This window comes from Micromonospora sp. NPDC049049 (genome assembly GCF_040649115.1).
GTDB lineage: Bacteria > Actinomycetota > Actinomycetes > Mycobacteriales > Micromonosporaceae > Micromonospora.
Genome location: NZ_JBEZEX010000016.1, coordinates 53,128 through 67,192, shown reverse-complemented (window position 1 = coordinate 67,192; position 14,065 = coordinate 53,128). Strand labels below are relative to the sequence as shown.

Below are 14,065 nucleotides of genomic sequence, written 5' to 3'. Positions count from 1 at the left end.
ACGCCTGCCCCGATCGGACCGGACAATTGGATACATCCTCATGCCCTTCAGCCTGCGCAAAATTCCCTTCTCCGTGCAGATCCTGCTCGGCCTCGTGCTCGGCGTCGCGCTGGGCTTCCTGGCCCGCAGCAACGACCTGAGCTGGCTGACCAGCACCCTGCACACCGTCGGTAGCCTCTTCGTCCAACTGCTCAAGCTGGCCGTGCCGCCGCTGGTCTTCACCGCCATCGTGGTCAGCGTGGTCAGCCTGCGTGGCGTCGCCAACGCCGCCCGGCTCGCCGTCAAGACCCTGATGTGGTTCGGCATCACCGCGCTGATCGCGGTGAGCATCGGCATCGGCCTCGGCCTGCTCACCAACCCGGGCAGGGGCGTGACCCTCGACCTGGGTGGTGCGGCCGCGCCGAAGAACACCGGCTCGTGGACCGACTTCCTCACCGGCATCGTGCCCACCAACCCGGTCGGCGCGTTCGTCGAGGGCAACGTCCTCCAGATCGTCTTCCTCGCCGTCGTCGTCGGTGCCGGTGCCCTGCTGGTCGGCGAGCCCGCCGAACCGTTCGTGGCGTTGAACCGCTCCCTGCTGGAGATCGTCCAGAAGGCGCTCTGGTGGGTCATCCGGCTCGCCCCGATCGGCACCCTCGGCCTGATCGGCAACGCTGTCGCCTCGTACGGCTGGGACCTGCTGGCTCCCCTCGCGAAGTTCACCACGGCCGTCTACGTCGGCTGCGCCATCGTGCTGTTCGTGGTCTACCCGCTGGTGCTGATCCTCGCCGGCCGCCTCAACCCGCTGCGCTTCTTCGCCGGCGCCTGGCCGGCGATCGAGCTGGCCTTCGTGTCCCGCTCCTCGGTCGGCACCATGCCGGTGACCCAGCGCTCCGTCGAGCGCCTCGGCGTCCCCCGCGAGTACGCCTCGTTCGCGGTGCCCTTCGGCGCAACCACGAAGATGGACGGTTGCGCCGCCATCTACCCGGCCCTCGCCGCGATCTTCGTGGCGCAGGTGTTCGGCGTGCAGCTCGGCATCGGCGACTACCTGCTGATCGCCTTCGTCTCGGTGGTCGGCTCGGCGGCCACCGCCGGCCTGACCGGCGCGATCGTGATGCTCACCCTGACCCTCAGCACGCTGGGTCTGCCGCTGGCCGGCGCCGGTCTGCTGCTGGCCATCGACCCGATCCTGGACATGATCCGCACCGCCACCAACGTCGCGGGGCAGGCGCTGGTGCCGACAGTGGTCGCCGCCCGCGAGGGCACTCTCGACCGCGCCGCGTACGAGTCCGCCGGCCGGCGTGACCTGACCGACCCGGAGCCGGTCGCCGACACCCGGCCCGAGCTCACCCCCGTTCCTGCCTGACCGATTCACCAGTACGGCGACGGGCCCCTCTCCCCGGGGGCCCGTCGCCGTGTCGGAGAGGATGAGCCCATGAGTTCCCTGTTCACTCCCCTGGCCCTGCGCGGGGTCACACTGCCCAACCGGATCGCCATGGCACCGATGTGCCAGTACTCCGCCGGCCCCGACGGTCTGCCCACCGACTGGCACCTGATCCACCTCGGCAGCCGCGCGGTCGGCGGGGCCGGCCTGGTGCTGACCGAGGCGACCGCCGTCCTCCCCGAGGGCCGGATCAGCCCACAGGACACCGGCCTCTGGTCCGACGCGCACGTCGACGCCTGGCGACCGGTGACGGCGTTCGTCGCCGCCCACGGCGCGGTGCCGGCCGTGCAGCTCGCGCACGCCGGCTTCAAGGCCTCCACCTACCGGCCCTGGGCACCCGAGCGCGGTGGCGTGCCGGACGCCGAGGGCGGCTGGACGCCCGTCGCCCCCGGCTCGGAGCCCTTCACCGCCGACTATCGGACGCCGACCAGCCTCGACGAGGCCGGCATCGCCGGTGTGGTCGACGCGTTCGCGGCCGGAGCCGTACGCGCCCTGGACGCCGGATTCGCCGCCGTGGAGATCCACGCCGCTCACGGCTACCTGCTCAACGAGTTCCTCTCGCCGCTGACCAACCGCCGCACCGACGCGTATGGCGGCGACCGCGCGGCCCGGATGCGGCTCACCCTGGAGGTGGCCCGCGCGGTGCGCGCCGCTGTCGGCGAGGACGTGCCGGTGCTGACCCGGATCTCCGCCACCGACTGGGTCGAGGGCGGCTGGACGATCGAGGACAGCGTGGTGCTCGCCGGTGAGCTGGCCGGCGTCGGCGTCGACCTGGTCGACGCGTCCTCCGGTGGGGTGAGCACGGATCAGCGGATCCCGCTCGGCCCGGGTTACCAGGTGCCGCTGGCCGCCCAGATCCGCCGCGAGGCCGGCGTGCCGACCGGCGCGGTGGGCCTGATCGTGGAGCCCGAGCACGCCGAGCAGATCGTCGCCAACGGCGAGGCCGACCTGGTGCTGCTGGGTCGGGAGTTGCTGCGCGACCCGTACTGGCCGCGCCGGGCCGCCGCGAAGCTCGGCGTCGCGTACTCCGGCCCCGCCCAGTACGCCCGCGCCTGATCCTTCCGGTCGGGCGGCTGCTCACCCAGCAGCCGCCCGACCGTCGGCACTCAACCCGCCAGGTGTGACCAGTCGCCCTCCAGGTCCTGCCAGGTGCCCTGGGCGGCCACCGTGCCGCCGAGCAGCACCACCACGTGGTCGGCCCGGACCAACGCGGCGCGCTTCGCCGTCGAACCGACGACCGTCACCCCGTGGCCGCGCAACGCCTGCCACAACGCCAGCTCGGTGGTGACGTCCAGCGCCGACGACACGTCGTCGGCGACAAGCAGTTCGGTACGCGGGGCCAGCGCACGGGCCAGCGCCAACCGCTGCAACTGCCCGCCGGAGAGCCGGGTGCCCTTGTGACCGATGAGCAGGCCCAACCCACCACCGGCGGCGGCCAGGTCATGGTCGAGCTGGGCGGTGCTGACCGCCCCCGCCGCGTCCACCTGGTGCCCGAGGGCGATGTTGTCGGCCACCGTGCCGGAGAGCACCCGGGGCAACTGACCGACATAGCCGACCTGGTTGGGACGCAGGAACAGCTCCGGCTCGGTGACCGGGTCACCGTTCCAGGCCAGCTCGCCGGTGTGGTGCACGATCCCGGCCAGCCCGCGCAGCAACGAGGACTTACCGGACCCCACCGGCCCGACGACCAGCACCAACTGCCCCCTCTGCACGGTGAGGTCCACGTCCCGGACGGCCACCGTGCCGTCGGAGTGCACCACCCCGAAGCCACGCAGCTCCAGCCGGCGCAGCGGATGCCGGGGTGGCATGGTCGGTGCGGGCGCCGTCCCAGCCGTCAGGTCGACCTCCGGCACCCCCGCGGAGTACGTGCTCACCCCGGTCATCGCCACTGTGCGTCGGGTCCAGACCCGCGCCGAGGGCAGCTGCGAGATCAACGACGCCGTCGTCCAGGCGAACCAGCGGGCCGCGCCCAGGGTGGAGACGGCCACCAGCACCGCCCCGGCGGAGAGCGAACCGTTCAGGTAGAGCGCCCAGGCCCCGATCGGCAACAACCCACTGGCCATCGACGGTGTGGAGCGTGCCCACACCTGCACCGAGATCTCCCGCCGCTGCCGGTCGCTACGCAGCACGTCCAGGCTGGCCAGGTGACGCAGCACCGCAGTGGTCGCGCCGGCGAGCTTCACCGTCCGCGCCGCGGAGAGCGCGGAGACCAGCGCCGTGGCGAAGGAGGCCCGCGCCGCCACCGTCGCCCGGGCAGCACGCTCCAGCTTCGGCCCGAACAACGTCGCGGCCAGCCCGGAGACGACCATCGTGCCGAGGAAGAACAGCCCGGGTACGACGCTGCCGGTGACCGCCGTCATGGCGACCACGAGCACCAGCGCGACGGTCTGGTCCAACACGTTGTCGGCGAGTTGGACCACCCGCTCGGTGTCCCCACCCTGCGCCACCACCTCGGCGGGGGTGTGTGAGCTGACCCGGCGCGGCCCGGTCTGGCCGTGCACCAGCCGAAGGCCGATCCGCAGCATCTGCCGCACCCACCACTGCGGGAACCAGACATGGGTGTAGAACGGCAGCGGCAGGGTGACCAGCAACCCGGCGACGATCCCCACCGCCGGCAGGTACGGGTTGCCGGTCCCGTCGACCAGGTCCGCCCAGAGCCAGGGCAGCACCGGGCCGTCCAGCCCGAGCAGGCTGAGCCCGAGGAACAGCACGATCGCCGCCGCCCCGTACCGGGGATCGTTCGTGCAGAGTCGGAAGATCTCCCGCAGCGTCCGGGCCGGCGGCACCGGCGGCAGCGGCGGAGGATCGGCCCGGGTCGGCCCGACCGCGTCCCGCGTGCTGTCGGGGGGTGTCTCGCGTGTGGCCTGCTCATCCGGCTCGGCCCGCGTCGACACCGGCTCGCTCGGCCAGGCGACGCCCTGTTCATTCGCCGCGACCGGCTCGCCCCGCGCGGGCGCCGGCTCGCTCGGCCACGCGTCCGGGCCGGGACCGACCAGCAGGTCGGTGCCGACGCCGGTACGACCGGCCGGCGCCACCGTCGCGTACGCGGCGGCGTGGCTGGTCGCCAACAGTTCCGCGAAGCGCGTCGACGTCTCCAACGGACCGGCCTCGATCACCGCGCCGTCGGCCAGGACGACCACCTCGTCACAGCGGCGCACCGAGGAGAGTCGGTGCGCGATGACGATGCCGATCCGGTCGCGCAGCAGTCGTTCGGTGGCCCGCTGCACCCGCGCCTCGGTGACCGGGTCCAGCCGCGCGGTGGCCTCGTCGAGGATCACCACGTGCGGCTCCCGGACCAGAATCCGGGCGAACGCCACCAACTGCTCCTGACCGGCGGAGAGCACGTGCCCGCCCTCCCCCAGCCGGGTCGCCAACCCGTCCGGAAGCTCGGCGATCCAGCTCGCCAGGCCCAGCTCGTCCAGCGCCCGAGCCGCCGCGTCGAGCAACTCAGTGTCGAAGAGCGCCACGTTCTCGGCGAGCGTGCCGGCCAGGATCTCAGTGCGCTGCGGCACCAACGCCACCCAGCGGCGCAGTTGCTCGACGTCGAGGTCGCACAGGTCGGTGCCGCCGAGGAAGACAGTGCCCGGCGGCACGTCGACCGCCCGGGTGAGCACCTTCGCCAGCGTCGACTTGCCCGAGCCGGTCCGCCCGATCAGCGCGTACGAGCGACCACGCGCGAAGGTGAGGCTGAGCCCGCGCAGCGCGGCACCCCGGGCACTCTCCCCGTACGCGAATGTCAGGTCCCGAATGCGCAGGTCACCCTCGCTCGGGCGGGCCCCGCCGACCGGTTCCTGCCGGGCCTTGGAGAGCAACTGCACCCGCGCCCACGCGCCGAGCGCCTCCTGGATCTCCGGCACCATCCGGCTGACGTGTTCCGCTGTCGCCCCGAATGCCAGAGCGAGCAGCCAGATGGCGGTGAGCCGGGCGGCGTCGATCCGGCCGGTGGCCAACGCCCAGGCACCGCCGAGCACCACCGCGCCGATGCCCGCCCGGATCGTCGCGGTGGCCACCGTCGCCACCCGGGCGGACAGCACCCAGACCACCAGGCCACGGGAGAGCACGGCGGAGGCCCGCCGGGCGTACAACCGCAGCACGTACGGCCGCGCCAGGCTGGTGCGTACGTCGTCCTGGCCGTGCACCGCCTCCTCCATCACGGCCGCCAGGTCGGACCACGCCTCCTCCTCGGCCATCCGGGCCGGGCCGATCCGCGCCGTGGGCCGGCGCAGGCCGACCGCGAGCACCACGGTGAGCAGCAGCATCGCGATTCCCGCCGGCCACCACACGAACAGCGCCACGACCATCGACAACAGACCGACGCAGAGGCCCTGGGCAAGACGGGTGCCCTGGTTACGAATTGCCGACGCCACCTGATAGACGTCCCCGTCGATGCGGTCCAGCAACTCGCCGACCGGAGTGGTCTCCAGGGTGGGCAGGTCCTGCCCGAGAGCGACGCGACACAGCCGGCGACGCACGTCGGCGGACCAGTCGGCGGTGAGACCGGCCATCAGCAGACTCACCGCGAGGTCGCTGAGGACCACGGCGACCAGGGCCACGGCCAGCACGGCGAAGAAACCAGCCGAACGGTGCACCAGCACCGCGCCGGCCAGGGCCGATGCGCCCGCCTGCCCCGCGGCACCCAGAACGATCAGGACAGCCACGATCGTCACACGACGGGTCGACGTACCCCACAGATCACGGAGCAGGCGCATGGAAAGTCCTCCGGGACGTGGGTGGCGGAGACCTCAGCCTGCCGGCAGCAACCCGTCATCTCAACCGATTTACCCGCCTCTGAGCTGGGCTTCCGTCAGTTGCGCCAACGACCAGGGCAGGGTCGCCCGGTGGGCGTTTGACCGTTTGAGAACTTCTGGGCGGTCGGCGACGGCCCCAGAGGCCTAGATCGACTCGGGGGTTCTGTGATGTCGCGGTGTCCGGGCATCCGGGACCGCGCGACTTTCATGAACGCGAGTGGATCACACCCGGTGTCGGAGGATTTGCTGTCGTGAGCCATGCTCCCCATGGAGGTTTTGTCGGCTTCTGGGCGATCTGTCCTGTGACGGGGCGCACTCGTGGGGCGGAATCATGGCCGGGCCGGGGTCGTTACACACCCTGACGATCGCAGCACCACCGACCAGCCGCCTGACCCTCAAGGGTGTGGGATGCAGGTCGCGCAGGTTGGAATGCCGACCTCCGCCCGGTCGTTACAGTCCCCACGAACGACCGAACGGGCACCGCCTCAATGAGGGTGCCGATGGATGGGCCGACCCCGGAATGACCCCGGCCCCCCGGTCGTTACACATGGTCCCGGCGCCACGAGCCCCCGCTCGGCAGGTCGCCGACCCTGACGCCCGACCAGGCGTCACCCCCCCAGACTTTTCCCCCTTTGTGAAGTGCAGCGCCGGACGAGGTGCTCACACCCTCACCGCCGTCCCCCCTTTGACGGTGTGGGTGTTCTACCCCCGAAGGAGCTACCCCCATGAACACGATCATTCGTAAGAGCATGCTGTCTGTTGCTGGTCTCGCGTTCGCCGGTGGTGTGTTCGCCGGTCCGATCGCCGCCCACGCCAACCCGGTCGACGCCAAGCCCGCCGCCGCGGCCGTGCAGTCGTCGGCGCCGAAGCCGCAGGGCGACCAGTCCCACATCGCCCTCAACGACGAGCAGACCGCCAACGTCAAGGCGATCATCGCCGCCACGAAGAAGGCTGGTCTGCCCGAGCGGGCCGCGGTCATCTCGATCGCGACGAGCCTGCAGGAGTCCAAGCTGGAGAACCTCGGCCACCTCGGCGACAAGAATGACCACGACTCGCTGGGCCTGTTCCAGCAGCGCCCGACCAGCGGTTGGGGCACACCCGAGCAGATCACCAACCCCGAATACTCCACCACCGCGTTCCTCAAGGGCCTGAAGCAGGTCGACGGGTGGCAGGACATGCCCCTGACCGACGCGGCGCAGACGGTGCAGGTGTCGGCCTACCCGGACGCCTACGCCCAGTGGGAGCAGCAGGCCACCGACCTGGTCGGCCAGCACTGGAACAGCTGACCCCGCAACAAACAGCAGGGTGACAACCCGCACGACAGCACCACCGCACCACCGCACCACCGCACCACCGCACCAGGACACCACCGCACCAGGACACCGACCGCTGGCCGGCACCCGCAACCCGGGGTGCCGGCCAGCGGCCTTCCTGCTGCCACCGATCGTGGACCGCCACCCCGCGGCCGCTGACGCTGACCGCCGTACCCAAACCCACCGGCCCCGGCGATGGGTGCAGCCGCCGGGAACGCCGACCGCAGGCCGCTGCCGCCGAAGAAGCCGCCGCAAGCGGCTGAGGAAGCCAGCCGTGGGCCGGGGCCGGAGGGCGGAGAGTGCCGAACTGGCCCCAACGGAGACAACTGGCGTCGACCAACCAACCTGGCCCGCAGATCTTGGACACTTTCCGTTCCGTGCTGACGGAAACTGTCCAAGATCTGCATGCGCTCCCGGATATGACGTGTCAGTCAGCGGGCCCGCCGACCCATGGACAGTCTCGGGAGCCGGCAGGGCAGCCGCGGACACAGCCCGCCGACCGCGCAGGGCGCGCCGCCAACACAGCCCACCAACCCGCAGGCCAGGCCGCGGACACAGCCACCGACCCGCAGGCCAGACCGCAGACACAGCCCGCCGACGCGCAGGGCGCGCCGCCACAGCCACCGACCCGCAGGCCAGACCGCAGACACAGCCCACCAACCCGCAGGCCAGAACACGGACACGGCCCGCCAACCGCACAGCACACGCCGCCAACACAGCCCGCCGATTCGGTGGCGCACCCGCGCGGGCGACGTCGTGCCAGGGGATCAGCGGACGGTGACGGTGACCGTGTGCCAGCCGGTGGCACCATCCGGGACGACGTCCTGCGTACGTTCGGTCTGGGTTTCGCCTGTCGCGTCGGTCGCGCGGACCTGGAGTCGGTGCTCGCCAGGTGTGGCGTCCCAGCGCCAGGACCATTGCACCCAGGTGTCCACCGACACGGTGGGGGCCAGCGCAGCTTCCTGCCACGGGCCGTCGTCGACGCGTACCTCGACTCGGCGAATGCCCCGGTGCTGCGCCCAGGCCACCCCGGCGACGGTCACCGGGCCGGCGGTCAGCCGGTTACGTCCCCTGGGCGTGTCGATCCGGGACTGGGTCTTGATCGGCCCCTGGGGGGACCAGCCGCGCGGCACCCAGTACGCGTCGAAGTCGGCGAACCGGGTCAGCTCCAGCTCGGTCACCCATTTGCAGGCCGACACGTAGCCGTAGAGGCCCGGCACCACCACTCGGACCGGGAAGCCGTGCTCGACCGGCAGTGGCTCGCCGTTCATCCCGACGGCCAGCAGCGCGTCCCGTCCGTCGCGCAGCGCGGCGGTGGGGGTGCCGCAGGTCCAGCCGTCGACCGAGCGGCCGACGACCTGGTCGGCGTCGTCGTCCGGCTCGACCTCGTCCAGCAGTTCCCGCAGGGGTACGCCGAGCCACAGGGCATTGCCGATCAGGTCCCCGCCCACCTCGTTGGAGACGCAGGCCAACGTGACGTACCGCTCGACCAGTGGTCGGGCCAGCAGATCCGCGTAGCTGTAGGTGCGTTCCCTGGCGACCCGTCCGTGGATCCGCAGCCGCCAGGTGTCCGGGTCGACCTGGGGCACCACCAGCGCGGTGTCGATCCGGTAGAACCCGAAGTTCGGGGTGACGTACGGCGCGAGCTGCGTCAGTGAGAGGTCCGCGCCCGCCGGTACGGCCGGTGCGGGGGCGACCGGCGCGGGCAGGCGGATCGCGTCGCGGGCTGCGGACACGCCGCGCCGCCCTGCCAGCCACCGCCCACCGAGGCCGGCCACCACGGCCGTGCCTAGTAGCACTCCGCTGCCGGTGAGGAACCGTCGCCGCGACTCCGGGTCCACTTCGGCAGGCCCGACCGCTTCGACCGCCGTCGTCGGCCCGGCGGGGGTCACCGGCACCGGCCCTGCCGGGGACACCGGAGCAGCGGGCGGCGTGGGTGGTGACCAGGACCAGGGGTCCAGCTCGAACGGTCCGCCGATGAACAGCCAGAGCACCAGGGCGCCGAGACCGGCGCCGACCAGGGACGGCAGCGCGTCGGCGAGGTCAGCACCGGAGCGGGTCAACGCGGCTGCCACGCCGATGGCGCCGAACGCGGCGATGCCGGCCAGGCCGAGTGCCAGTCGGCGGACCGCCAGTACGCCGAAGAGGGCGGCGAAGCCTCCCAGCAACACGGCCGTGCCGACCAGCAGCGCGATCTTGTCGGCGGTGCCGAAGAGGTCGATGGCGAGTTGCTTCAGCGATTCGGGGACGGCGTCGACGACGACCCCGCCGACCGCGACCAGGGGCGCCGACCGGGGACCGGTCAACACCGCGACCGGTTCGGCGATCCCGATCGCGACGGCGGCGGCGGTGATTCCGGCCAACGCGGCGTACCGCCGTGACGTGGTGCTCATCGGCCCAGTGTGCGCGATCATCTCGCCCGGTCGCCAACAACGTCAGCGTTCGGTAATGACCTGGCGGCCCGCAGGAACGAGCCGGGGCGCACCGCCTGACGGCGGTGCGCCCCGGAACGGGTGTCGCTACCGGATCAGAAGCCCGGGCCGTGCTGGTGACCGTGGCCGTGGCCGTGGCCGTGCCCGCCGGCGGCGGCCGGCTCGGCCTGCTCCGGCTTCTCCACCACGAGGCTCTCCGTGGTGAGCAGCAGACCGGCGATCGAGGCGGCGTTGGTGACCGCGTTGCGGGTCACCTTCACCGGGTCGATGATGCCGGCCTTGACCAGGTCGACGTACTCGCCCTTGGCGGCGTCGAGGCCGTTGCCCCACGTGAGGTCGGCGACCTTCTGCGTCACGACGTAGCCGTCGTGACCGGCGTTCTGGGCGATCCAGCGCAGCGGCTCGACGAGCGCCTTGCGCACGACCGAGACGCCAACCTTCTCGTCACCGGTGAAGCCCAGGTCGTCGTCGAGCACCGAGAGGATCTGCACCAGGGCGGCGCCGCCGCCGGGCACGGTGCCCTCCTCGACCGCAGCCTTGGTCGCCGCGATGGCGTCCTCGATGCGGTGCTTGCGCTCCTTCATCTCGACCTCGGTCGCCGCGCCAGCCTTGATGACGGCGATGCCACCGGAGAGCTTCGCCAGCCGCTCGGCCAGCTTCTCCCGGTCCCAGTCGGAGTCGGAGGCCTCGATCTCCTTGCGGATCTGGGAGACCCGGTCGGTGACGTCGGCCTTCTGGCCACCGCCGTCGACGATCGTGGTGTTCTCCTTGTCGACCACGACGCGCCGGGCGGTGCCGAGCACCTCCAGGCCGACCTGGTCGAGCTTGTAGCCCAGCTCCGGGGCGACCAGCTCGGCGCCCGTGGAGATCGCGATGTCCTGGAGCATTGCCTTGCGCCGGTCACCGAAGCCGGGGGCCTTGACCGCGCAGACCTTGAGGGTCTTGCGCAGCGAGTTGACCACCAGGGTGGAGAGCGCCTGGCCGTCCACGTCCTCGGCGATGATCAGCAGGGGCTTGCTGTTCTGCAGGACCTTCTCCAGCAGCGGCAGCAGCTCCTCGATCGCCGAGATCTTCTGGGTGGTGACCAGGATGTACGCGTCCTCAAGGACGGACTCCTGACCCTCCAGGTCGGTGACGAAGTTCGGCGAGATGAAGCCCTTGTCGAACTGGAGACCTTCGGTCACGTCCAGTTCGGTGGTGAGCATCGAGCCTTCCTCGACGGTGATGACACCGTCGCGGCCGACGCGCTCCATCGCCTCGGCGATCAGATCGCCGATCGTGGAGTCCTGCGCGGAGATCGTCGCCACGTTCGCGATCGACTCCTTGCTGGTGACCTCGGCGGCCTTGCCGAGCAGCGCCTCGGAGACCTTCATGGCCGCCGCGTCGATGCCCCGCTTGAGACCGGCCGGGTTGGTCCCGGCGGTCACGTTGCGCAGACCCTCGCGAACCATCGCCTGGGCCAGCACTGTCGCGGTGGTGGTGCCGTCGCCGGCGACGTCGTTGGTCTTGGTCGCCACCTCCTTGACCAGCTGCGCGCCAAGGTTCTCGTACGGGTTGGTGAGCTCGATCTCCTTGGCGATGGTCACACCATCGTTGGTGATCGTCGGCGCACCGAATTTCTTGTCCAGGACGACGTTGCGCCCGCGCGGGCCGAGGGTGACCTTGACCGTGTCCGCGAGGGCGTTGACACCGTGCTCCAGCAGGTGCCGGGCGTCGTCCGAGAAGCTCAGGATCTTCGCCATTAATGTCCCTTCGAAGCGCCATTGCCCCGGCCCGGCGAGCCGGACCGGGGCAGTGGCACTGATCGGTTGCTTACTTCTCGATGACCGCGAGGACGTCGCGGGCGGAGAGCACCAGGTACTCCTCGCCGGCGTACTTGACCTCGGTGCCGCCGTACTTCGAGTAAAGGACGGTGTCGCCGACCTGCACGTCAACCGGAACCCGGTTGCCGTTGTCGTCGACGCGCCCCGGGCCCACAGCGAGGACGGTGCCCTCCTGCGGCTTCTCCTTGGCGGTGTCGGGGATCACGATGCCCGACGCCGTGGTGGTCTCAGCCTCGTTCGCCTGGACCACGATGCGGTCCTCGAGCGGCTTGATCGCAACCTTGGTCGCGGTAGTCACGGGCATACCCTCCTGGGGTACTGGTTTCGTTGCTGGCCAGCGGGGCTGACCAGCGTCAATCTGCCTCATGCCACCGGGCGGTGCCGTCGTCGCGGGTGCCGGTCCGCCTGGCGTGCGCACCCGGGTCGCGAGACCCGGAAGCTGGCACCCTCAGGGTGAGAGTGCTAATCGCAGGTTATTCCGTGGCTAGCACTCCGTCAAGGAGAGTGCCAGCGCGTCGCGCCCCGCCAGCCAAGTTTTCCGAGTCGGACGGGACAATGGCCGGGTGGATCTCGATCAGCTGGCGGCGCTGCGTACCCCTGAGGGGTCGGCCGCGCTCACCGCGGCGGCCGACCTGGCCGGCGGTGATCCACTGGTCGCGGCGTCGGCCCTGCGCGCGACCGGGGTGCCGCCGACGTTGGCCGCGGCGGCGTTGACCCAGGCCGAGTTGCGCCACCGGGCGGTGGGCAAGTTCGGCTCGGCCGCCGCTGGGATGTTCCTCACCCGCCCCGGCCTGGAGCAGGCCACCCGCCGGGTGGTCGCCGACCGTCGAGCCGCCCGGTTGCACGCGGCCGGCGTGCGGACCCTGGCCGATCTCGGGTGCGGGCTCGGGGCCGACGCGCTGGCCGCCGCCCGCGCCGGCATCCGGGTGTACGGGGTGGAGGCTGACCCGGTGACCGCGGCGATGGCCGCCGCCAACGCCGAGGCGGCCGGCCTGGCCGAGCTGTTCACCGTCGAGTGCGGCGACGCGACCGGGTTCGACGTGGCAAGGGTCGACGGGGTCTTCTGCGACCCGGCCCGCCGCGCCACCGGCACCGGGCGGCGGATCTTCGACCCGCGCGCCTACTCGCCACCGTGGGACTTCGTCACCGGGTTGGCCGAGCGGGTGCCGCGCACCGTGGTGAAGGTCGCGCCGGGCCTGGACCACGCGCTCATCCCGGCCGGGGCGGAGGCCGAGTGGGTCGGCGTGGACGGCGACCTGGTCGAGGCCGCGCTCTGGTGCGGTGAGCTGGCGGAGGTGCCCCGTCGCGCCACCCTCTACCGCCAGCGGGGCGGCGAGGCCCGCAGCCACCAGCTCACCGGCTCGGGTGCCGCCGAGGCGCCGGTCGGGCCGCCGCGTCGCTACCTGTACGACCCGGACCCGGCGGTGGTGCGCGCGCACCTCGTGGCCGAACTGGCCAGCGAACTGGACGCCAACCTGGGCGATCCGAGCATCGCCTACCTCTACGCCGACCAGCCGGTCCGCACCCCGTACGCGCGCTGCCTGGAGATCACCGACGTGTTGCCGTTCTCGCTCAAGCGCCTGCGGGCGCTGCTGCGGGAGCGCCGGGTGGGCCGGGTGGAGATCCTGAAGCGGGGTTCGGCGCTCACCCCGGAGCAGCTCCGGCGGGACCTGCGGCTGGCCGGGGACGCAGCGGCGAGTCTGGTGCTCACCCGGGTCGGCGGCGCACCGACGGTGCTGATCGGCCGGCCGGTCGACTAGCGCCGTCTCGACTAGCGTCTTCGCTGTGGCGGGACAGGGCACGCCGGCAACGGCACTCTTGGTCAAGCGGGGCATCGCGCATCGCACCCATCCGTACCGGGTGGCGCCGGACGCCCCGAACTACGGCGCGTTGGTGGCGGTGGCGCTCGGCGTGGCACCGGAGCGCGTGTTCAAGACTCTGGTGACCGACGTCGACGGCGCGCTCACCGTGGCGGTCGTTCCGGTCACCGGCGAGTTGGATCTGAAGGCTCTCGCGGCTGCGGTCGGCGGCAAGCGGGCGGCGTTGGCCGACCGGGCGGTCGCCGAGCGGGCCACCGGCTACGTACGCGGTGGGATCAGCCCGCTCGGGCAGCGTCGACGGTTGCCCACAGTGCTGGACGAATCCGCGCTGGATCTCCCGACGATCTACGTCTCGGCTGGTCGGCGTGGTCTGCAACTCGAACTGGCCGCGGCGGATCTGGTGGCGCTGACCGACGCCTGTACCGCGCCGTTGCAGACCCACTGACGACAGTCGTTACGTCGACACCCCCGTGGGATACCCGCGGAGTAACAGTCGCGTTGCTGAA

General features: G+C 71.7%; 9 protein-coding genes. 5 read left to right on the top strand and 4 right to left on the bottom strand.

Going from position 1 to position 14,065, the window contains the following annotated elements:
• Window positions 1-52 precede the first annotated feature (52 nt).
• Both AB0B68_RS18000 and AB0B68_RS17995 read left to right on the top strand, forming a co-directional pair.
• Window positions 53-1,345: a dicarboxylate/amino acid:cation symporter gene (locus AB0B68_RS18000; protein ID WP_357261300.1), complete on the top strand. Its 1,293-nt coding sequence runs from the start codon at window positions 53-55 to the stop codon at window positions 1,343-1,345.
• A gap of 69 nt (window positions 1,346-1,414) precedes the next feature.
• On the top strand, window positions 1,415-2,479 hold the full coding sequence (locus AB0B68_RS17995) for an NADH:flavin oxidoreductase/NADH oxidase (protein WP_357199353.1): 1,065 nt from the start codon (window positions 1,415-1,417) through the stop codon (window positions 2,477-2,479).
• A gap of 50 nt (window positions 2,480-2,529) precedes the next feature.
• Here AB0B68_RS17995 and AB0B68_RS17990 read toward each other — a convergent pair whose 3' ends face one another.
• A complete protein-coding gene (locus tag AB0B68_RS17990; protein ID WP_357261203.1) occupies window positions 2,530-6,132 on the bottom strand; it encodes an ABC transporter ATP-binding protein in 3,603 nt (1,200 codons plus the stop codon).
• A gap of 764 nt (window positions 6,133-6,896) precedes the next feature.
• Here AB0B68_RS17990 and AB0B68_RS17985 point away from each other — a divergent pair.
• Entirely contained in the window at window positions 6,897-7,457 is a 561-nt protein-coding gene (locus tag AB0B68_RS17985) for a hypothetical protein (protein WP_357261200.1), read from the top strand.
• A 794-nt stretch (window positions 7,458-8,251) separates the two neighbouring features.
• On the opposite strand, the gene AB0B68_RS17980 is transcribed toward AB0B68_RS17985, so the two are convergent.
• The 3 genes from AB0B68_RS17980 to groES all read right to left on the bottom strand — a co-directional run bounded on the left by AB0B68_RS17980 (window position 8,252) and on the right by groES (window position 12,043).
• Window positions 8,252-9,877: a molybdopterin-dependent oxidoreductase gene (locus tag AB0B68_RS17980; RefSeq protein WP_357261197.1), complete on the bottom strand. Its 1,626-nt coding sequence runs from the start codon at window positions 9,875-9,877 to the stop codon at window positions 8,252-8,254.
• Between the two features lie 134 nt (window positions 9,878-10,011).
• Window positions 10,012-11,658, bottom strand: coding sequence for a chaperonin GroEL (groL, locus tag AB0B68_RS17975; RefSeq protein WP_357261194.1), 1,647 nt, complete (start codon window positions 11,656-11,658; stop codon window positions 10,012-10,014).
• 70 nt (window positions 11,659-11,728) lie between these two features.
• The gene (groES, locus tag AB0B68_RS17970) at window positions 11,729-12,043 is read right to left on the bottom strand and encodes a co-chaperone GroES (protein ID WP_030330046.1); all 315 of its coding nucleotides are present in this window, start codon (window positions 12,041-12,043) and stop codon (window positions 11,729-11,731) included.
• Between the two features lie 259 nt (window positions 12,044-12,302).
• Between groES and AB0B68_RS17965 the strand changes: the two genes are divergently transcribed.
• Together AB0B68_RS17965 and ybaK are read left to right on the top strand one after the other, a co-directional pair.
• Complete coding sequence (locus AB0B68_RS17965; protein WP_357261191.1) at window positions 12,303-13,499, top strand: methyltransferase domain-containing protein; 1,197 nt, start codon at window positions 12,303-12,305, stop codon at window positions 13,497-13,499.
• Between the two features lie 25 nt (window positions 13,500-13,524).
• Window positions 13,525-14,004: a Cys-tRNA(Pro) deacylase gene (gene ybaK / locus AB0B68_RS17960; RefSeq protein WP_357206752.1), complete on the top strand. Its 480-nt coding sequence runs from the start codon at window positions 13,525-13,527 to the stop codon at window positions 14,002-14,004.
• The last annotated feature ends 61 nt before the right edge of the window (window positions 14,005-14,065 follow it).